The organism is Streptomyces sp. NPDC007917 (assembly GCF_042959105.1).
GTDB lineage: Bacteria > Actinomycetota > Actinomycetes > Streptomycetales > Streptomycetaceae > Streptomyces.
Window position 1 is genome coordinate 20,766 of sequence record NZ_JBIBKK010000028.1, and the last position, 18,564, is coordinate 39,329.

Sequence of the window (18,564 nt, forward strand, 5' to 3'; positions counted from 1 at the left end):
GGCCGCGGTCTTCGGTTCTTCGTTCCCAACCCTTGTCGCGGGCATGGCATGCTCGCTTCAATGGTTAGGAAAGGTTCCTAACGGATCGTGCTCCCATGGCGGCCCATGGCGGCCCATGGCAATCCGTGACGATCCGTGCGCGCTTCCCCCACAGTCGACAAGGAACGGAGATCCAGATGCCCAGGAGGATCGGCCTCACGGCCGCCGCCATTGCCGTCCCGGCGGCGCTCGTCCTCACCATCGTCGGAATCGGCCAGGCGGACGAGCACACGCCGCCATCGGCGTCCGCGCAGACCGGGAAGGCAGCCCAGGCCGTGCAGGCCGGAAAGCCCGAGCACCGGACGGCCGCGGTGAAGAACCTGGACGATCCCGCGAAGAAGGAGATCGCCATGAAGCTGGTCTCCAGCGCGGAGAACTCCTCGCTGGACTGGCGCGCCCAGTTCAAGTACATCGAGGACATAGACGACGGCCGCGGCTACACCGCCGGGATCATAGGTTTCTGCTCGGGCACCGGTGACATGCTCGAACTCGTCGAGTACTACACCCAGGTCAAGCCCGGAAACGTGCTCGCCAAGTACCTGCCGGCGCTGCGCAAGGTCAACGGCAGCGACTCGCACGCCGGTCTCGACCCCGACTTCACCAAGGACTGGAAGACCGCCGCCAAGGACAAGGTGTTCCAGGACGCCCAGGAACACGAGCGCGACCGGGTCTACTTCAACCCGTCCGTCCGCCAGGGCAAGGCCGACGGACTGGGCACGCTGGGCCAGTTCATCTACTACGACGCGATCGTCATGCACGGCCCCGGCGACAGCAGGTACAGCTTCGGCGGCATCCGCAAGACCGCCATGTCCCAGGCCAGGACCCCGGCGCAGGGCGGCGACGAGAAGACCTACCTCCACGCCTTCCTGGACGCCCGCAAGAAGGCCATGCAGAGCGAGGAGGCGCACAGCAACACCAGCCGGGTGGACACCGAGCAGCGCAAGTTCCTCAACGAGGGCAACCTCGGGCTCGAACCCCCGCTGAAGTGGAAGGTGTACGGCGACCCGTTCGAGATCAACTCCTGATCACCCCCGCGCCCCTGCCGGTAACTTCACAGTCATAATCGACTGTTGTTGATCAACCCTCTTATGTTCCTCTTGAGGAAGTGACATGAAGTTCCGCAAGACCCTCAGCGCGTTCGCCGTGGCCATCGCCGCGGCAGGGGCGCCCCTGCTCACCGCGCCCACCGCGAGCGCCGCCACCACCGGCACCACCGCCGACTGGTGGGACGAGCAGATGCACACCAACGACAGCGACCCGGGCGGCCGCGTCCGCTTCAAGGCGAACGGCGATGTCGTGGAGCTGTGTGACATCGAGGCCGATGGCTGGAAGGTCAACCTGACCATCGTCCACGGCTTCACCGGCAATGCGGTCGACCGCATGTCCGTGGGCGGCAACGGCAGCTGTGTCACCCACAGCGCTTCGAACGGCCACGACCTGACGGAGAACCAGCACTACTACTTCCAGATCTACCTCAGCAAGTCCGGCACCCCCCTGGACTACGACGACTCGTCGGACTGGGTGGCCTAGCCACCGCTGTCGGTGCCCCCTTGTAGGATTTCGTCTTCCGGGACGAGTGAACGAGGGGGCGCCGTGGCGGAGAAGGTCGAACTGTCGGAGATGATCCGCGAGTTGCGTGCCCAGCTGACCACCGCGGCCGCCGCCGGCGCCCAAGAGGCGCTGAAGTTCGACGTCGGCCCGATCGAGATCGAGGTCACGGTGGCCGTCACCAAGGAGGGCGGCGCCAACGGCAAGGTCCGCTTCTGGGTCGTCGAGGCGGGTGGCAACGGCAAGTACTCGACCAGCGAGACCCAGCGCATCTCCCTCACCCTCCAGCCGACGATGACCGGCCCGGGCGGTACGACCACGACCGCCCGGATCTCCGGCGCCGAGGTGGAGGGGGAGCGCTGAGGCCGGCCGCGCTCGCAACCATCGAATACAGAAGTTGACCATGGTTGTTCCAGCCTCTTATATTCCTCGCGGCAACCACTCAGCAGGCAGATGTGCCGCACTCAACTCTGGCTAATGTCAAGAGCGTTGAAAGTGCACATCCCCGGGCACACTGCTTCGCTTTGTTTCCTCTTGGGGAGTGACATGAAGTTCCGCAGGACCCTCAGCGCGTTTGCCGTGGCCGTTGCCGCGGCGGGTGTGCCCTTGCTCGGCGCGCCCACCGCCGGGGCGGCCACCACCGCTACCTGGGACAACCAGCTGCACACCAACGACGGCGACCCGGGCGGTCGGGTTCGCTTCAGGGCGAACGGCGACGTCATGGAGCTGTGCGACATCGAGGCCGACGGTTGGAAGGTCAACCTGGAGGTCAGTGGCTACCACTATTACGACGAGTTTTCCGTGGGCGGAAACCAAAACTGCGTCACTCACAGTGCCTCGAATGGCCACGACTTGACGGAGGGCGCGGGCTACTCCATCAAGATTTACCTCAGCAAGTCCGGCCACCCCTTCGAGTACGAAGACTCGGACGTGTTCTGGGCGTAGTCGGCGTCCTCTCTTCTCTTCTGATCGGGCCCGCCGGAGCTGCTCCGGCGGGCCCGATCGCCCATAGCCGGGGATCGGCGAGGCGCTGGACGTTCAGCCCCTTGCCGCGGCCGCCGCGTCGACCAGCGCACGCATGACCCGCACATCTTCCCCTGCTTCGGGATGCCACTGCACCCCGAGCACAAAGCCCGTGTCCCCCGGCACCTCCACCGCCTCCACCGTCCCGTCCTCCGTCGCGCGCGCCGAGACCGTCAGCCCCTCGCCCAGCCGGTCCACGGCCTGGTGGTGGTACGTCGGTACGGACACCGCCTCCGGCGCGATCCGCGCCAGCAGCGTGCCAGGCACCGGCTTGACCTCGTGCCGCTCGAAGACGCCCGGCGGGCCCACATGGCCCTCCAGGTGCTGGACGAGCGTGCCGCCGCGGGCGACGTTCAGCAGTTGCAAGCCGCGGCAGATGCCCAGCAGCGGCACGCCGTTCGCCAACGCCGTGTCGATCAGCGCCAGTTCCCACGCGTCCCGCTCCCGGGCGGGCGGGCCGGTGCGTTCGTGGGGGTCGGCGCCGTAGCGTACGGGCTCGACGTCGGGGCCGCCCGCGATGACCAGGGCGTCCAGACGGGACACCATGGACGCGGCCGAGGCGGGGGCGTCGTCGGGGGGCAGCATGGCGGCCAGGCCGCCCGCGCGCTGGACGAGGCGGTGGTATCCGGCCGGGAGCAGGGCCGCGGGCTGGTGCCAGACGCCCCAGCTGACCGCCGACTCCAGGTAGGTGCTGATGCCGATGAGGGGCTTTGGCAAGGAAGGATCCAATCTCAAGGGTCCAATCTCTCAGTCGCGGGACAGTTCCGCCTCCGCCTCCGCCAGCGCGGCGAACTCCTCCTCGGGAGCCGCCGCCACCAGACGGTGCCGGCTGTAGAAGGCGAAGTAGGCGAGGGCCACGGCGTAGACACCCAGCGCGATGAAGGCGGCGTCCTTGTCCACCAGGAAGGTGGCCACGAGCGCCGAGCAGGCCAGGACGAAGGCGACGGAGGAGGTCACCACCCCGCCCGGGGTCCGGTACGGGCGGTGCAGCCCCGGCTCGCGGCGGCGCAGCACGATGTGGGAGAGGGACATCAGGGCGTAGGAGATGGTGGCGCCGAAGACCGCGACGTTGAGCATCCGGGCGCCGTCGCCGGTCGCCGCCGCGAGTGCGAAGCCGAGAGCGCCGGGGACGAGCAGGCCCAGGTAGGGGGCCTTGCGGCGGCTGGTCAGGGAGAGGAAGCGGGGGAGGTAGCCGGCGCGGGAGAGGGCGAACAGCTGCCGTGAGCCGGCGTAGATGAGGGAGAAGAAGGAGGCGACGAGGCCGGCCAGGCCCGCGTAGTTGACGATGCGGGACAGGGTGGTCGCCTTACCGTCCGGCTGCAGCGCCTCGACGAGGGGGTTGCCCGCGTCCTGGACGGCGCCCGCGCCGCGCGCGCCGGTCGCGGCGAGGAAGGTGAGCAGGGCCAGCACCAGCAGGATGCCCACCGACCAGGCCATGGCCCTGGGCAGGGTGCGCGCGGGGTCGCGGGTCTCCTCGGCCGCGAGCGGTACGCCCTCCACACCCAGGAAGAACCACATGCCGAAGGGGAACGCCGACCAGATGCCGAGCAGACCGAACGGCAGCCAGGAGTTCGAGCCGAGGGCCGAGTGGTCGACCGGGATGTCGTCGAGGGAGGCGGAGTCGAAGTCGGTGAAGGCGCCGAACGCGAAGATCAGCAGCGCGGCGACGGCGATGGCGGTGACGATGAGGCTGAAGCGCAGGGCCTCGCCCACGCCCCACAGGTGGATGCCGATGAAGACGACGAAGCAGGCGAGGTAGACCGGCCAGCCGGAATCGAGGCCGAACAGCCCGAGTGATTCGACGTAGTCGCCGATGAAGATGGAGATCGCGGCGGGCGCGAGGACGTACTCGATGAGGATCGCCGTGCCGGTCAGAAAGCCGCCCCAGGTGCCGAGGGCGCGCCGCGCGAAGCCGTAGCCGCCGCCCGCCGTGGGCAGGATCGCCGCCAGTTCGGCGAGGGCGAAGACCATGCAGGTGTACATCAGGCCCATGAGCACGGCGGCGATGGCCAGGCCGCCGAAGCCGCCCTCCGCCAGGCCGAAGTTCCAGCCGGAGAAGTCGCCGGAGACGACGTAGGCGACGCCGAGACCGGTCAGCAGCAGCGGGCCCGCGCTGCCGCGGCGCAGCGTGCGGCGTTCCAGGTAGGCGTCCTCGGCGGGCGCGGCGCCGCCGGGCGGGCTGAGGGAGGTGCGCGGGGACTCGGTTCCGTCGGCCATGGATGCTCCTGGTCCACACGAGAGGCGAGGGCAATGGTTTGGAGGCATACCTTTGCCCCGTCCGGCACGCCTGCGCAAGACCTCTGCGTAAAACGCCCGTTAACCGTGCCCGTCAACCCTGCCCGTTGTCCGTGGCGTCCGCTGTGGCGGCGGCCGCGTCATCGGCCGCGCCGTCAGCCGCGTCGTCGGCCAGAAAGCCGCGCAGCAGCGCCGCCGTGCCCTCGCAGTGCTCCCGCATCACCTCGCGCGCCCCGTCGGCGTCCCCGTCCAGCACCGCCTCGACCAGCGCGGTGTGCTGCGCTTGCGAGTGCTCCAGGTTGCGCACCAGCAGCGGGATGCAGTCCAGCAGGTCGTTGACGGTGGCGCGGACGGCCGCGTACTGGGCGGCGAGCGAGGGCGAGCCCGCCAGCTCGGCGAGGGTCAGATGGAGCATCGTGTCCAGCCGGCGGTAGTCGGGGAGCGGCGCGTCGCGCGTCGCGTCGAGGGCCGCCCGCAGCCGGGCGGCCCGCTCGCCCGACAGCCCGTGGGCGGCGCACAGCCCGGCCGCGCCCACCTCCAGGACCTCCCGGAACCGCAGGGTGTCCTCGACGTCCACCTCCCGGATCCGGCGCCGCAGCTCGTCCTCGCCGGCTACGGCCGGCTCCGGCCGGGCCCGTACGAAGGTGCCGCCGTAGCGGCCGCGCCGGCTCTCCACCAGCCCCTGGTCCGCCAGCACCTTCAGCACCTCGCGCAGTGTCACCCGGCTGATCCGCAGCCGCTCGGCCAGCTCCCGCTCGGCCGGCAGCCGCTCGCCCTCGGGGACCAGGCCGAGGCGCAGGATCCGCAGTATCCGCTCCAGCGCCTCCTCGAAGCCGTTGCCGGCCCGCACCGGCCGCAGCACCGGCGCCAGCCGGTCGCTCACGGTCCCGCCCGCGGCGCCCTCGCCGCCTCCGCCGCCGTTCATGGAACCTTCCGCACCTACTTCCCAATCAATGGTCTACCCGAATACCTTATGGCTCCGGGCGCATCGAGACGTACCGAGTCGCACCACAGGAGGCATCACCGTGGCTGACCGCACGCCCCCGCTCTCCGTCGACGAACTGACCAGGCTCGTCGACACCGGAGAGATCGACACCGTCGTCCTCGCCTTCACCGATATGCAGGGCAGGCTCCAGGGCAAGCGGTTCGCCGCCCGGTTCTTCCTCGACGAGGTCCTGGAGCACGGCACCGAAGGGTGCAACTACCTCCTCGCCGTCGACGCGGACATGAACACCGTCGACGGCTACGCCATGTCCTCCTGGGAGCGCGGCTACGGCGACTTCGCCATGCATGGTGACACCGCCACCCTGCGCCGCACCCCCTGGAACCCCGGCACCGCGCTCATCACCGCCGACCTGGCCTGGCACGACGGCTCTCCCGTGCTCGCCTCCCCGCGCCAGATCCTGCGCCGCCAGCTGGACCGGCTCGCCGAGCGCGGCTGGACCGCGTACGCCGGCACCGAGCTGGAGTTCATGGTCTTCAAGGACACCTACGAACAGGCGTGGGGCGCCGGCTACCGCGGGCTGACCCCCGCCAACCAGTACAACGTCGACTACTCCGTGCTGGGCACCGGCCGCGTCGAGCCCCTGCTGCGCCGCATCCGCAACGAGATGGGCGCGGCCGGGATGACGGTCGAGTCCGCCAAGGGCGAGTGCAACTTCGGCCAGCACGAGATCGCCTTCCGCTACGACGACGCCCTGACCACCTGCGACCAGCACGCCATCTACAAGACCGGCGCCAAGGAGATCGCCGCCCAAGAGGGCATGGCGCTGACCTTCATGGCCAAGTACGACGAGCGCGAGGGCAACTCCTGCCACATCCACCTCTCGCTGCGCGACGAGTCGGGGGCGCCCGTGCTCGCCGACGGCGACGGCCCGTACGGCATGTCCAAGACGATGCGCCACTTCCTCGCCGGACAGCTGGCCGCGATGCGCGACTTCACCCTCCTGTACGCGCCGAACATCAACTCCTACAAGCGCTTCCGCCCCGGCTCCTTCGCGCCCACCGCCGTCGCCTGGGGCCCGGACAACCGCACCTGCGCGCTGCGCGTCATCGGCCACGGCCCCTCCCACCGCCTGGAGAACCGTCTCCCCGGCGGCGACGTCAACCCCTACCTCGCCGTCGCGGGCATGGTCGCGGCCGGTCTTTACGGGGTGGAGGAGGAGCTGGAGCTCCCCGAGGTGTGCACCGGCAACGCCTACAACGGCGACGCCGAGCACGTCCCGGCCACCCTGCGCGACGCCGCCGAGCTGTGGCGGACCAGCCCCATAGCGCGGGCCGCCTTCGGCCAGGAGGTCGTCGACCACTACCTCAACATGGCGCGTGTCGAGCAGGAGGCCTACGACACCGCCGTCACGGACTGGGAGCGCTTCCGGTCCTTCGAGCGCATGTGAGGAACCACCGAGTGAGCAACGAGCACCCGCACGAACACCAGGTACTCAACCCGGCGACCGAAGAGGTCATCGCGACCGTCCCCGCCGCCGGCCCCGCCGACGTCGACGCCGCCGTCACCCGGGCCGCCCGCGCCCAGGCCGGCTGGGCCGCTCTGGCACCCGGCGACCGCGCGCGGCTGCTGCGCCGCTTCGCCGCCGCCGTCGACGACCACCTCGAGGAACTGGCCCTGCTGGAGGTCCGCGAGGCCGGACATCCCCTCGGCAACGCCCGCTGGGAGGCGGGGAACGTCCGCGATCTGCTGGAGTACGCGGCCGGGGGAGTGGAACGCCTCTCCGGCAGCCAGATCCCCGTACCCGGTGGGCTGAACGTCACCTTCCAGGAGCCCCTTGGCGTCGTCGCCGTCATCGCGCCGTGGAACTTCCCCATGCCGATCGCCGCCTGGGGCACCGCCCCCGCCCTCGCGGCCGGCAACGCCGTCCTCCTCAAGCCCGCCGAGACCACCCCGCTCACCGCGCTGCGGCTGGCCGAACTCGCCACCGAGGCGGGGCTCCCCGACGGACTCTTCCAGGTGCTGCCCGGAGCCGGACCGGTCGCGGGCGAGGCGCTGGTCGAGCACCCGCGCGTCGCCAAGGTCGTCTTCACCGGGTCCACGGCCGTCGGCAAGCGGATCATGGCCAGGTGCGCGGCGGGCGTGAAGCGCGTGACCCTCGAACTCGGCGGCAAGAGCCCCAACATCGTCTTCGCGGACGCCGACATCGAGCGGGCGGCGCGCTCGGCCCCCGGCTCGTTCCTGGACAACACCGGCCAGGACTGCTGCGCCCGCAGCCGCATCCTGGTCCAGCGTGCCGTCTACGACCGGTTCATGGAGCTGCTGGAGCCCGCCGTGCGCTCCGTGGTGGTGGGCGACCCGGCCGACCCCGGCACCGCCATGGGCCCGCTGATCTCCGCGGCGCAGCGCGAGCGCGTACGGTCCTACGTCACCGAGGACGCGCGCGTCGCGATCCGCGGCGAGGCGCCCGCGGGCAAGGGGTTCTGGTACCCGGCCACCGTGCTGGAGGGCATCGGCCCCACCCACCGCGCCGCCGTCGAGGAGATCTTCGGGCCGGTCGCCGTGGTGCTGCCCTTCGAGGACGAGGCCGACGCCGTACGGCTGGCCAACGCCACCGACTACGGCCTGTCCGGCTCCATCTGGACCCGCGACGTGAGCCGCGCCGTACGCGTCTCGCGGGCCGTCGCCGCCGGGAACCTGTCCGTCAACTCGCACAGCAGCGTGCGCTACTGGACCCCGTTCGGCGGCTACAAGCAGTCCGGCCTCGGGCGGGAGCTGGGGCCCGGCGCGCTTGCCGCCTTCACCGAGACCAAGAACGTCTTCATCAGCACCGAGGAGCAGTGACGTGACCGACAACCCCGACATCCCCGAGGCCCCGGTCTGCCGCCGTCTGGTGGGCCGTACCGCTGTTGTCACCGGGGCGGGCAGCGGCATCGGCCTGGCCACCGCGCGCCGCCTGGCCTCCGAGGGCGCGCGGGTCGTCTGCGCCGACATCGACGAGAGCGCGGGCAAGGCCGCGGCCGACGAGGTCGGCGGGCTGTACGTCCGGGTGGACGTCACCGACCCCGAGCAGGTCGAGGCGCTGTTCAAGACCGCGTACGACACCTACGGCTCGGTCGACGTGGCCTTCAACAACGCGGGCATCTCGCCGCCCGAGGACGACTCGATCCTCACCACCGGCCTGGACGCCTGGAAGCGGGTCCAGGAGGTCAACCTCACCTCCGTCTATCTGTGCTGCAAGGCCGCGCTTCCGTATATGCAGCGACAGGGCAAGGGGTCGATCATCAACACGGCCTCCTTCGTGGCCGTCATGGGCGCCGCGACCTCGCAGATCAGCTACACGGCCTCCAAGGGCGGGGTGCTGGCGATGTCGCGCGAGCTGGGCGTGCAGTTCGCCCGCGAGGGCATCCGGGTCAACGCGCTGTGCCCCGGCCCGGTCAACACCCCGCTGCTGAAGGAGCTGTTCGCCAAGGACCCCGAGCGCGCCGCGCGCCGTCTGGTGCACATCCCGGTGGGGCGCTTCGCCGAGCCGGAGGAGATCGCCGCCGCGGTCGCGTTCCTCGCCAGCGACGACTCCTCGTTCGTCAACGCCGCCGAGTTCCTGGTCGACGGCGGCATCGCGGGGGCGTACGTCACGCCGGTGTGAGCGGCCGGGGGTTGAGCGGGGTACGGCCGGTGTACTGAGTGGACGTGTGCCCATAAGGTGACCGCGTGAGCATGACGACACCCCCGGGCTGGTACCCGGACCCCGGCTACACCGGCCCCGGCCCCGCCCCCGAACGCTGGTGGGACGGGTTCGGCTGGACCGAGCACACCCGCGAGGCCCCGGGGCCGACGAGCCAGACGTTCGGCCCGCCCGTGCCCGTCTATCCGCCCGGGGAGGTCGGCGCCCCGGCGCGGGGCCGCGGTCCGAAGATCGCGGCGGCCGTCGTGGTGGCGGCCGTCGTGGCCGCCGCCATCGCGGGCGGCGTCGCGCTGCTGGGCGACGACGGAGGGTCGGGCGACGGCGGCGACCGGGCCAAGCCCGGCCCGACCGCCACGGCCCCCGCCCCGGACGGCGGCGTCGGCGGGGGCGACGGCGGGAGCGGGGGCGGGGGCACCTCCGGCGGCGGGGGCGACGGAGGGAACCCGGGCGGCCCCACCGACACCCCCACCACCCCGCAGCCCAGCGACGACCCGACCATCTCCGAGGACGCCCTGAACGGCATCGGCCTGCCGGTCCTGGACGGCTGGGAGGAGTCCCGCAGCAGCGCGGGCGGCGCGGGCATCACCACCGAGGACCGCTACCCCTGCCCGAACGACCCGAAGTCCCAGTGCCTGCGCGGCGGCGTCTTCTCCATGCCGGCCACGGGCTTCAAGGCCAAGTCCGCCGAGGGCATCGCCAAGGAGGACATCAAGCAGGCGGCGGAGAGCTCCTACGGCAGGGACCCGCAGAGCAAGAAGGAGTCGTACGGCGGGATCACCTCGCACAAGCAGCTCAAGTCCGAGGCGGTCACGGTCGCCGGGCAGAAGGGCTATCTGGTGCGCTGGAAGGTGATCACGAAGAAGGGCGAGGACGGCTACGTCCAGACCGTCGCCTTCCCGTCCCCCCTCCTGCGCGACACCATGGTGCTGGTGCGCTTCGGGTTCGACGTCAGCGACAAGGCGCCGCCGCTGTCCGACATGGACAAGATCGTCAAGGGGATCAGGGCGCTGGGCGACGGCGGCGACGGCGAGTCCGTCTGACCCCGGTCCCGGGCATCCGCCGGCACGGGTACGTGCGGTTCTACAGGTACGTGCGGCCCTACAGGTAGGTGCGGCCCTCGCCCCGGTAGGTGGGCACCGAGTCCACCACCCGGTCCCCGTCGACCAGGTGCAGCACGTCGAAGCGCTCGCACAGCTCCCCGGCCTTGGCGTGCCGGAACCACACCTTGTCGCCGATCAGCAGATCGTCGGCGGGCGACCCCAGCAGCGGTGTCTGCACCTCGCCGGGCCCCTCCATCGGGTCGTAGGCCAGACCCTCGGGGAGGTACGGCACCGGCAGCCGGTCCCGCCCGGCCGCGCCCGAGGCCGGGTAGCCGCCGCCGAGCACCGTCACCACGCCCACGCCCGGCCGGCGCACCACCGGCAGGGCGAAGAGGGCCGCGGGGCGGCCGCGGAAGCAGGTGTAGTTGTCGAACAGCCGGGGCTGGTAGAGCCCGGACCCGGCGGCGATCTCCGTCACCGCGCCCTCGGCGGCGGTGTGCTGCACGCTGCCCGTGCCGCCGCCGTTCACGAACTCCAGGTCCGCCACCGCCCGTACGGCCCGCACCACCGCCCCCCGGCGCTCGGCCAGTTCACGGCGGGCGGCGGACTGCATCAGCCGGATGGCGCGGGACCGCAGCGGGCGCCCGGCCACCGCGTCGCCCACGCCCGCCACATGCCCCTCGTACCCCATCAGCCCGACGACGCGGAACCCCGGGCGGCGCTGGATCGCCTCCGCCAGCTCCGCCAGCCGGGCCGGGTCGCGCAGCGGCGAGCGCAGCGCGCCGATCCGCACCCGGCCGCCCAGCAGCCGCAGCGAGGTGTCCAATTCAAGGCAGATGCGGACCTCTTCGGTCCCGGCGCGCACACTTTCGATCAGGTCGACCTGGCTCATGTCGTCCACCATCACCGTGACGGCGGCCGCGAGCTTGGGATCGCCGGTCAGCTCGGCGAACCCTTCCCGGTCGGCGGACGGATAGGCGAGCAGGACGTCCTCGTACCCCTCGCGCGCCAGCCACAGCGACTCCGCCAGGGTGAAGCTCATGACGCCCGCGAAGCCGTCCTTGGCCAGCGCCCGATCGAGCAGCGCGCGGCACCGCACCGACTTGCTCGCCACCCGGATCGGCTTGCCGTGCGCCCGCCGCACCAGATCCCGGGCGTTGTCGTCGAAGGCCCGCAGATCGACGATCGCCAGGGGTGCGTCGAGATGAGCCGTGGCCCGGTCGTAACGGGCACGCTCGGCACGGAGATCAGTGGGGAGGCCAGCGGGGAGTGCGGACATGGGCGAAGCTTGCCAGACGGCCGTTACCACCGGGTAGAGGGCGGCCGGTGCGAATGGCGCCCGGCGCACCGTAGAGTGTCGCGCACACCACGACCGGCAGGTCAGCGGCGTGATGTCCGCATACGGACCCGCCTGTCCGAAAGGTCGCCGGGCGAGCCGGGCGGCCCGGCGCGACCAGGTGAACACGTCTTTCGAGGGTGCGAGAGGGGTGCAGGTGAGCACCGAAGCGGAACAGGCACGCACCCCACGCCGCATCCCACCGCCCCGCCCCGCCCACCCTCCGCACACCGCGCCACCGCCGGGCGCCACCCCCGGAACCGGGCCGCTGGGCGACCCGGACACCCCGATCCTGGGCGTGCCGCTGCGGACCCCCCGCGCGCACAGGGGCGGGAGCGCGACGGGGAGCGCGGCCGCGGGCAGTGGCACGGGCATACCGCGGGCGCGGACGGCCGGCCCGCCGCGCCCCACCAGCCCTCCGCCGCGCCCCACCGGCCTCCCCCCGCGCCCCGCCTCCGCCCCCTCGGTCGCCGCACCCCCGCTCGCCCCCCGGCCCGCCGCCTTCGGCCCCTGGCGCCGTGCGGACCGCTCCACCTTCGACTCCCCGTACGGCGATGCCGCACCGGACCGGCCGGCCGGCCGCCGCACCCCCGGCAGGGTCGCGGCCGCCGCCGCGAGTCTCGTCCTCGGCCTCGGACTGCTCGGCGGCGCGGCGGCCGGATCGTGGCTGACCGGCGACTCCGGGTCCCGAACCGCCGCCGGCGACAGCTACGCACGGGCGGGCGGCGCCTGGCACAGCGTCCCCGTCGACGACCTGTTCCCCCGCACCCTGCGCGGGACCGGCCCCGGCGGCGCCGACCGCACCTGGATCCGGATCGCGGTCGCCCCGGACAGCAGCTGCGGCGGCGCCTTCGACCCACTGCTCGAAAAGGCCCTGGCCCCGGTGGGCTGCAAGCGGCTGCTGCGCGCCACCTACACCGACGCCACCAGCACCGGTGTGACCACCGTCGGCCTGCTGGTGACCAAGGCCGGATCGGGTGCCATGCGGGGGCTCAGCGACCGGTTCCAGGCCGAGGGGCTCGCCGAGCGCGCCGACCTGATGCCCCGCCCGTACGCGGCGAAGGGCACCGCCGCGGCCGACTTCGGCGACGCCCAGCGCGCCAGCTGGCGGATCCGCGTCCTGACCGACGCCCCGGCCGTCGTCTACACCGTCTCCGGCTTCGCCGACGGCCGCAAGATCACCGACCCGCAGCCGGCCGGCGAGGCCACCCGGGCCGGCGCCACGACGGCCCCGGCCCAGGCGGGGCTCGGCCATGACGCGCGCGGCATCGCCGACGAGATCGAGCGCGCCTTCCGCCGCGCCCTGTCCAAGACGGAGGACCCGCGATGACGGAGGTCCCGCGATGACCCGCCGGCGGCGGCTGTGCCGGACCGTGGGCGCCGGGCTGGCCGCGGCCGGACTGGCGCTGCTGCCCGCCGCGCCCGTCCGGGCGGACGCGATACAGGCGCGGGAGTGGGCGCTGGACGCCATCCACGCCCCGACCGCCTGGCAGACGACCAAGGGCGCGGGCGTGACGGTCGCCGTGCTCGACACCGGTGTGGACGACCAGCACCCGGACCTCGCGGGCCAGGTCCTCACGGGCAAGGACATGATCGGCTTCGGCGCCGGGCGCGGCGACAGCGCCTGGGCCCGGCACGGGACCGCGATGGCCGGGATCATCGCCGGGCACGGACACGGCGCCTCCGGCGGCGACGGCGTGAAGGGCGTGGCCCCCGAGGCGAAGATCCTGCCGGTGCGCGTGATCCTCGAGGAGGCCGACCCGGCGCGCAAGAAGGCCCGTACGCAGCGCGGCGGCGCGCTGGCCAACGGCATCCGCTGGGCGGTCGACCACGGCGCCGATGTGATCAACCTGTCGCTGGGCGACGACAGCAAGTCCGCGCACCCCGAGCCCGCCGAGGACGCCGCCGTGCAGTACGCGCTGCGCAAGGGCGTGGTCGTGGTGGCCTCGGCGGGCAACGGCGGCGAGGACGGCGACCGGGCCTCCTACCCGGCCGCGTACCCCGGGGTGATCGCGGTGACCGCCGTGGACCGCTTCGGCCTGCGCGCCGTCTTCTCCACCCGCCGCTGGTACGCCGCCCTCTGCGCGCCCGGCGACGACGTGGTCATCGCCGACCCCGACCGGCGCTACTACGAGGGCTGGGGGACCAGCGCCGCCGCCGCGTTCGTCTCGGGCTCGGCCGCCCTCGTCCGCGCCGCCCACCCCGAGCTGAGCCCCCGGCAGATCAGACAGCTGCTCATCGACACGGCCCAGGACCGCCCCGAGGGCGGCCGCAGCGACGCACTCGGCGCGGGCCTGGTGGACCCGGCGGCGGCGATCGAGGCGGGGGCGAAACTCAAGCCCCAGGCGCAGCGGCCGACCGTGGGGGCCTCTCCGCAGCGCTACTTCGGCTCGGGCCCGGGCCAAGCCCGCACCGACAGCGACGAGCGCGGACCGAACCGCCTGGCGCTCACCGCCGGGGTGGCCGGGGCGGGCCTGCTGGCCGCCGCGGTGGCGCTGTGGCGCGGGAAGGGGCCGCTGCGCGGCCCGGCGGCGGGGTTCGCCCGGTGGCGGCGGGGGGCCGGCCCGCCCGGCGGGTGAGGCCTCAAAGCCCTTGAACGGGTGAGGCCGCAAAGCCTTGAAAAACGCCCACCGCCGCGCGGGCGGCGGTCTCCACGAGGGCGACGCCGCTGTCCTTGTCCTTGTTGCCGCTCGAGAGCACGGCCACGAGGTATGTACGGCCCCCCGCCGTGACGTGCCCGATGCTGTTGATGACCCACAGGCCGGTGGCGCTGCGCGGCATCCAGCCGTTCTTGACCGGGGTGCGCGTCGCGTCGTCGGCGGCGGCCGGGACACCCCAGGCCTGGCCCGCGGCGATCTGCCCCATGAGCTGCTGGACATACGCGCGGGACGGCTCGCTGAGCGCCGCCCTGTCGCCCTCCGCACCGGTCGCGAAGATCTCCCGCAGCAGCCTGACCTGATCGGCGGCGGTGGTCTGGGTGAGCCCCCACTCGCCCGACCGGCCGCCGTGCGTCTCCGTCAGGCCGAGCCGCTTGTTGGCGGCGTCGAGGCCCGGCGCGCCGCCGATCTCCTGCCACAGCGCGGTCGCCGCGTCGTTGTCGCTCCGCTGGATCATCACGGTGGCGTACGAGCGCTCCTGAGCCGTGAGCTGGCGCCCCGCGTCCTGGGCCTGCAGCAGCAGCGCGGCGAGGATGTCCACCTTCACGATGCTCGCGGTGTCGTACGCGTCGCCGCCGTACACCGCGCTCACCGTCGAGCCGGCGTCCAGGACGGCGGCCGAGAACCGGCCGTCGGTGCCGTCCGCCACGGCGTCCAGCGCGTCGGTCAGGGCGTCGGTCAGGGCCGCGGCCGGCGCGGCGGCCGGCGGCGGTGACGACGATGCCGGTGTCTGTGCCTTCTTCCTGTCCGCGCGCTCCATGCAGCTTCCTCCCCTGGTCCCGCCGCTGCCCGCCGGGAGTCCTCGCGTGCGTGCCGACGGCGACCGCACCGACCAACAGTGCCAGGGTCGGAGCCCGTGGGAAAACACCTCGGCGGCCCCCGATACCCTCGTCGGGTGGCGCTCAAGAACATTCCCGACCCCGGCTTCTCCGGCGACGACGGCTCTGCCGACCCCCGCCTGACCGCGGCGCTCGCCGCCTGGGCCGACGATCCCTCCGCCGAGCCGGAAGTGCTCGGCGCGCTCACCGGGGCGCGGCTGCTGGTGCCGGTGGTCGCGCTGCTCGGTGAGGTCGAGGAGGGCCCGGGGGGACTGCGCCAGGAGAAGACCAGCGACATGGCGGTGCCCACGCTGCAGGCGCCCGACGGCCGGCGCGCCCTGCCCGCCTTCACCTCCCTGGAGACGCTGGCCCGCTGGCGCGCGGACGCCCGGCCGGTGGCCGTACCGCTGCGGCAGGCGCTGGAGGCCGCCGCGCACGAGAAGGCGGACACCGTGGTGCTCGACCTGGCCGGGCCGGTGCCGTACCAGCTGACCGGGCCCGCCCTGCTCGCCCTCGCCGAGGGCCGGACCAGCGCCGATCCGCTCGCCGACCCCGCGGTCGCGGCGGCGCTGCGCACGGTGCTGGCCGCCGAGCCCGGTGTGCTCCGCGCCCATCTGACGTCCGCCGCGGACGCGGACGGGATCCTCGCGCTCAGCCTGGAGCCGGGCGTTCCCGCGCCGGAGACGGTGCGGCGGGTCGCTGAGGCCCTGGCCGCGGACGAGACGCTGCGGGCCCGGCTGGTGCGCGGTCTTGACCTGGCGCTGCTGCCGCCCGGGACGCCGGTGCCGGGGGAGCCCCTGTTCAGCCGCTGAGCCCCGCGACCTTCCGGAGAGCCGGGGCCCCGCGGCTTTCCGAAGGTCCGTGTCCCCGCGATCTCCGACAGGCGGAATCTCCTGTTTCGTCCCACAATGCTAGGACGACAACTGGCGATCCGATCGAGGAGTGCGCCAATGGATACGAGTACGGCGGAGACGCGAACGACGGAGACGCGGACGGTTGTGGCCGAATTCGTCGGAACCGCGATGCTGGTCTTCTTCGGCGTCGGTTCCCTGGTCCTCGCGGGCGACTACATCAACGCCGTCGGCATCTCGTTCGCCTTCGGCTTCACGCTGATCGCGGTCGCCTACGCCTTCGGCCGTATCTCCGGCTGCCACGTCAATCCGGCGGTCACTCTGGGCGTGCTGCTGGCCAAGCGCATCGACATCCGTACCGCGGTCGAGTACTGGGTGGCGCAGCTGGTCGGCGGGATCGTGGGCGCGGCCGTGCTCTTCCTGCTGGCCAAGCAGGTGCCGAGGCTGGTGACGAGCGACGCGTTCGGCAGCAATGGCTACGGGGGGCGGTCGCCCGTGGGCATCGGCGGCGGCGGGGCCTTCCTCGCCGAGGTGGTGCTGACGTTCCTGCTCGTCTTCATCTTCCTCACGGTGACCAGCAAGGTCGCGCTGGTCGGCGTGGGGCCGCTGTCGGTGGGCGTGGCCCTCACGGCGGTCAACCTGGTCGGCATCCCGCTGACGTGGACCTCCGTGAACCCGGCGCGCAGCCTGGGCCCGGCGCTGTTCGCGGGCGGCGGGGCGCTCTCGCAGCTGTGGCTGTTCCTGGTCGCGCCGATGATCGGCGGCGTGCTGGCGGCGGGCCTGCACATGCTCACCCACGGCCACCCGGTCGCCGAGGAGGAGCAGGAGCAGGTGACCGGACCCCGGCCGCATCCGCTGTGGGGCAGACGGCTCGGCGGCAGGGGCCCCGCGACGGGCGAGCCGGAGACCAAGGGGCCGGAAGCCGCGTGAGCCGCCCGCCGAACGGCGAAGCGCTCAGCCCCCCATAGCCCGCTCGGCCCGCTCAGCGCCGCTCGGCCCGCTCAGCCCCCGAAGACCGGCCCGGTGAACTTCTCGCCCGGCCCCTGCCCCGGCTCGTCCGGCACCACCGACGCCTCGCGGAAGGCCAGCTGCAGCGACTTCAGCCCGTCGCGCAGCGGTGCGGCGTGGAAGGAGCTGATCTCCGTGGCACTGGCCGTGACCAGCCCGGCCAGGGCGTTGATCAGCTTCCGCGCCTCGTCCAGGTCCTTGTGCTGGGGACCCTCCTCGGCCAGCCCCAGATTGACCGCCGCCGCGCTCATCAGATGCACCGCGACCGTCGTGATCACCTCGACCGCGGGCACATCCGCGATGTCGCGGGTCATCTGTTCGAAGTCGGGCGCGGGTGCCGGCCGGCCGGCGTTGGCGTCGCTCATGCTGCTCGAGGCTCACTTCCTGATGGGTGGTGCGACCCAGCCTAGGCGGCGCGGCGCCGGCCCGTTCCACGGGGCGCGGGGCGGGCCGGTGACCCTCCTCGTGGTGAGCATTCTCGGCCAGTCCTGGTATCGTAGGGAAACGACCGGCCGGTCACTGGTGTGTCCGGCCCGCAAGTGGAGGCTCCGAACTCCCACCTGAACCGACCCCCGGGTCGGCAGGTCATCGGTCAGGCTGCGCCCCGCGGTGATATCGCGGCGGTGCTCCCGGTCTATGAGGAGCCCCGCCTGCGTACCGTCCGGGGCGTTTTTCGCGTCGCGGCGCGGTGGTCCAACCAAAACAGACGTTACGCGGCTGTCCGCCAGGCGGTCGCGTGGTGCAACCGAGGAGGCCCCATCAGCGCCGAGCCCCGCATCAACGACCGGATTCGCGTCCCCGAGGTGCGACTCGTCGGTCCCAGTGGCGAGCAGGTCGGCATCGTGCCGCTTGCCAAGGCCCTGGAGCTTGCGCAGGAGTACGACCTCGACCTCGTCGAGGTGGCGGCGAACGCACGCCCGCCGGTCTGCAAGCTCATGGACTACGGAAAGTTCAAGTACGAGTCGGCCATGAAGGCCCGTGAGGCGCGCAAGAACCAGGCGCACACGGTCATCAAGGAGATGAAGCTCCGGCCGAAGATCGACCCGCACGACTATGACACCAAGAAGGGTCACGTCGTCCGGTTCCTCAAGCAGGGCGACAAGGTCAAGATCACGATCATGTTCCGTGGCCGTGAGCAGTCCCGGCCGGAGCTCGGCTACCGACTGCTGCAGCGGCTGGCCGAGGATGTCCAGGAGCTCGGCTTCGTGGAGTCCAACCCGAAGCAGGACGGCCGCAACATGATCATGGTTCTCGGTCCGCACAAGAAGAAGACCGAGGCGATGGCCGAAGCCCGCGAGGCGCAGGCCGCCCGCAAGGCGGGGCGCGAGCAGGGCACCAGCCCTGCGGAGGAGCCCGCCGAGGCGTGATTCGAGGCGCGAGC

General features: G+C 72.5%; 19 protein-coding genes. 13 read left to right on the plus strand and 6 right to left on the minus strand.

The window, feature by feature from the left end:
- The first annotated feature begins 176 nt into the window (after positions 1-176).
- The 4 genes from ACFZDL_RS37575 to ACFZDL_RS37590 all read left to right on the plus strand — a co-directional run bounded on the left by ACFZDL_RS37575 (position 177) and on the right by ACFZDL_RS37590 (position 2,532).
- On the plus strand, positions 177-1,064 hold the full coding sequence (locus tag ACFZDL_RS37575) for a chitosanase (protein ID WP_353591636.1): 888 nt from the start codon (positions 177-179) through the stop codon (positions 1,062-1,064).
- 85 nt (positions 1,065-1,149) lie between these two features.
- Entirely contained in the window at positions 1,150-1,569 is a 420-nt protein-coding gene (locus ACFZDL_RS37580; protein ID WP_353591635.1) for a hypothetical protein, read from the plus strand.
- A gap of 63 nt (positions 1,570-1,632) precedes the next feature.
- Entirely contained in the window at positions 1,633-1,950 is a 318-nt protein-coding gene (locus ACFZDL_RS37585) for a trypco2 family protein (RefSeq protein ID WP_353591634.1), read from the plus strand.
- A gap of 183 nt (positions 1,951-2,133) precedes the next feature.
- A complete protein-coding gene (locus ACFZDL_RS37590; RefSeq protein WP_353591633.1) occupies positions 2,134-2,532 on the plus strand; it encodes a hypothetical protein in 399 nt (132 codons plus the stop codon).
- Positions 2,533-2,625: 93 nt separating this feature from the next.
- Here ACFZDL_RS37590 and ACFZDL_RS37595 read toward each other — a convergent pair whose 3' ends face one another.
- The 3 genes from ACFZDL_RS37595 to ACFZDL_RS37605 form a co-directional block, all read right to left on the minus strand.
- The gene (locus ACFZDL_RS37595) at positions 2,626-3,327 is read right to left on the minus strand and encodes a gamma-glutamyl-gamma-aminobutyrate hydrolase family protein (protein WP_353591632.1); all 702 of its coding nucleotides are present in this window, start codon (positions 3,325-3,327) and stop codon (positions 2,626-2,628) included.
- A gap of 30 nt (positions 3,328-3,357) precedes the next feature.
- Entirely contained in the window at positions 3,358-4,827 is a 1,470-nt protein-coding gene (eat, locus tag ACFZDL_RS37600; RefSeq protein WP_353591631.1) for an ethanolamine permease, read from the minus strand.
- Positions 4,828-4,939: 112 nt separating this feature from the next.
- Positions 4,940-5,770: an FCD domain-containing protein gene (locus tag ACFZDL_RS37605; RefSeq protein WP_353591630.1), complete on the minus strand. Its 831-nt coding sequence runs from the start codon at positions 5,768-5,770 to the stop codon at positions 4,940-4,942.
- A gap of 100 nt (positions 5,771-5,870) precedes the next feature.
- Here ACFZDL_RS37605 and ACFZDL_RS37610 point away from each other — a divergent pair, with 100 nt between their 5' ends.
- From ACFZDL_RS37610 to ACFZDL_RS37625, 4 genes are all read left to right on the plus strand, one after another.
- Positions 5,871-7,238, plus strand: coding sequence for a glutamine synthetase family protein (locus tag ACFZDL_RS37610; protein WP_353591629.1), 1,368 nt, complete (start codon positions 5,871-5,873; stop codon positions 7,236-7,238).
- A gap of 11 nt (positions 7,239-7,249) precedes the next feature.
- A complete protein-coding gene (locus ACFZDL_RS37615) occupies positions 7,250-8,632 on the plus strand; it encodes an aldehyde dehydrogenase family protein (protein ID WP_353591628.1) in 1,383 nt (460 codons plus the stop codon).
- Position 8,633: 1 nt separating this feature from the next.
- Positions 8,634-9,434 (plus strand): 3-oxoacyl-ACP reductase, encoded by an 801-nt coding sequence (locus tag ACFZDL_RS37620; RefSeq protein ID WP_353591627.1) that lies wholly within the window; start codon positions 8,634-8,636, stop codon positions 9,432-9,434.
- A gap of 71 nt (positions 9,435-9,505) precedes the next feature.
- Entirely contained in the window at positions 9,506-10,513 is a 1,008-nt protein-coding gene (locus ACFZDL_RS37625; protein WP_353591626.1) for a DUF2510 domain-containing protein, read from the plus strand.
- 58 nt (positions 10,514-10,571) lie between these two features.
- Here the strand turns inward: ACFZDL_RS37625 and ACFZDL_RS37630 are convergent, their stop codons facing one another.
- On the minus strand, positions 10,572-11,792 hold the full coding sequence (locus ACFZDL_RS37630; protein WP_353591625.1) for an amino acid deaminase/aldolase: 1,221 nt from the start codon (positions 11,790-11,792) through the stop codon (positions 10,572-10,574).
- A gap of 214 nt (positions 11,793-12,006) precedes the next feature.
- Here ACFZDL_RS37630 and ACFZDL_RS37635 point away from each other — a divergent pair, with 214 nt between their 5' ends.
- Positions 12,007-13,179 carry a hypothetical protein gene (locus ACFZDL_RS37635; protein ID WP_353591624.1) on the plus strand — a complete coding sequence of 391 codons (1,173 nt, stop codon included), beginning with the start codon at positions 12,007-12,009 and terminating at the stop codon, positions 13,177-13,179.
- 13 nt (positions 13,180-13,192) lie between these two features.
- A complete protein-coding gene (mycP, locus tag ACFZDL_RS37640; RefSeq protein WP_353591623.1) occupies positions 13,193-14,428 on the plus strand; it encodes a type VII secretion-associated serine protease mycosin in 1,236 nt (411 codons plus the stop codon).
- Positions 14,429-14,432: 4 nt separating this feature from the next.
- On the opposite strand, the gene ACFZDL_RS37645 is transcribed toward mycP, so the two are convergent.
- Entirely contained in the window at positions 14,433-15,266 is an 834-nt protein-coding gene (locus ACFZDL_RS37645) for a serine hydrolase (protein ID WP_353591622.1), read from the minus strand.
- 135 nt (positions 15,267-15,401) lie between these two features.
- Here ACFZDL_RS37645 and ACFZDL_RS37650 point away from each other — a divergent pair, with 135 nt between their 5' ends.
- Both ACFZDL_RS37650 and ACFZDL_RS37655 read left to right on the plus strand, forming a co-directional pair.
- On the plus strand, positions 15,402-16,136 hold the full coding sequence (locus ACFZDL_RS37650; protein WP_353591621.1) for an SseB family protein: 735 nt from the start codon (positions 15,402-15,404) through the stop codon (positions 16,134-16,136).
- Positions 16,137-16,274: 138 nt separating this feature from the next.
- Entirely contained in the window at positions 16,275-17,105 is an 831-nt protein-coding gene (locus tag ACFZDL_RS37655; protein ID WP_353591620.1) for an aquaporin, read from the plus strand.
- 71 nt (positions 17,106-17,176) lie between these two features.
- On the opposite strand, the gene ACFZDL_RS37660 is transcribed toward ACFZDL_RS37655, so the two are convergent.
- Positions 17,177-17,548, minus strand: coding sequence for a DUF1844 domain-containing protein (locus tag ACFZDL_RS37660; RefSeq protein WP_353591619.1), 372 nt, complete (start codon positions 17,546-17,548; stop codon positions 17,177-17,179).
- Between the two features lie 393 nt (positions 17,549-17,941).
- Here ACFZDL_RS37660 and infC point away from each other — a divergent pair, with 393 nt between their 5' ends.
- Positions 17,942-18,550, plus strand: coding sequence for a translation initiation factor IF-3 (infC, locus tag ACFZDL_RS37665; protein ID WP_353591676.1), 609 nt, complete (start codon positions 17,942-17,944; stop codon positions 18,548-18,550).
- Positions 18,551-18,564 lie beyond the last annotated feature (14 nt).

What these genes read in the sequence shown, in the direction of transcription:
- eat (WP_353591631.1), bottom strand. Translation starts at nt 4,827, where the DNA reads ATGGCCGACGGAACCGAGTCCCCGCGCACCTCCCTCAGCCCGCCCGGC.
- ACFZDL_RS37580 (WP_353591635.1), top strand. Translation starts at nt 1,150, where the DNA reads ATGAAGTTCCGCAAGACCCTCAGCGCGTTCGCCGTGGCCATCGCCGCG.
- ACFZDL_RS37630 (WP_353591625.1), bottom strand. Translation starts at nt 11,792, where the DNA reads ATGTCCGCACTCCCCGCTGGCCTCCCCACTGATCTCCGTGCCGAGCGT.
- mycP (WP_353591623.1), top strand. Translation starts at nt 13,193, where the DNA reads ATGACCCGCCGGCGGCGGCTGTGCCGGACCGTGGGCGCCGGGCTGGCC.
- ACFZDL_RS37575 (WP_353591636.1), top strand. Translation starts at nt 177, where the DNA reads ATGCCCAGGAGGATCGGCCTCACGGCCGCCGCCATTGCCGTCCCGGCG.
- ACFZDL_RS37660 (WP_353591619.1), bottom strand. Translation starts at nt 17,548, where the DNA reads ATGAGCGACGCCAACGCCGGCCGGCCGGCACCCGCGCCCGACTTCGAA.
- ACFZDL_RS37605 (WP_353591630.1), bottom strand. Translation starts at nt 5,770, where the DNA reads ATGAACGGCGGCGGAGGCGGCGAGGGCGCCGCGGGCGGGACCGTGAGC.
- ACFZDL_RS37625 (WP_353591626.1), top strand. Translation starts at nt 9,506, where the DNA reads ATGACGACACCCCCGGGCTGGTACCCGGACCCCGGCTACACCGGCCCC.
- ACFZDL_RS37590 (WP_353591633.1), top strand. Translation starts at nt 2,134, where the DNA reads ATGAAGTTCCGCAGGACCCTCAGCGCGTTTGCCGTGGCCGTTGCCGCG.
- ACFZDL_RS37655 (WP_353591620.1), top strand. Translation starts at nt 16,275, where the DNA reads ATGGATACGAGTACGGCGGAGACGCGAACGACGGAGACGCGGACGGTT.
- ACFZDL_RS37645 (WP_353591622.1), bottom strand. Translation starts at nt 15,266, where the DNA reads ATGGAGCGCGCGGACAGGAAGAAGGCACAGACACCGGCATCGTCGTCA.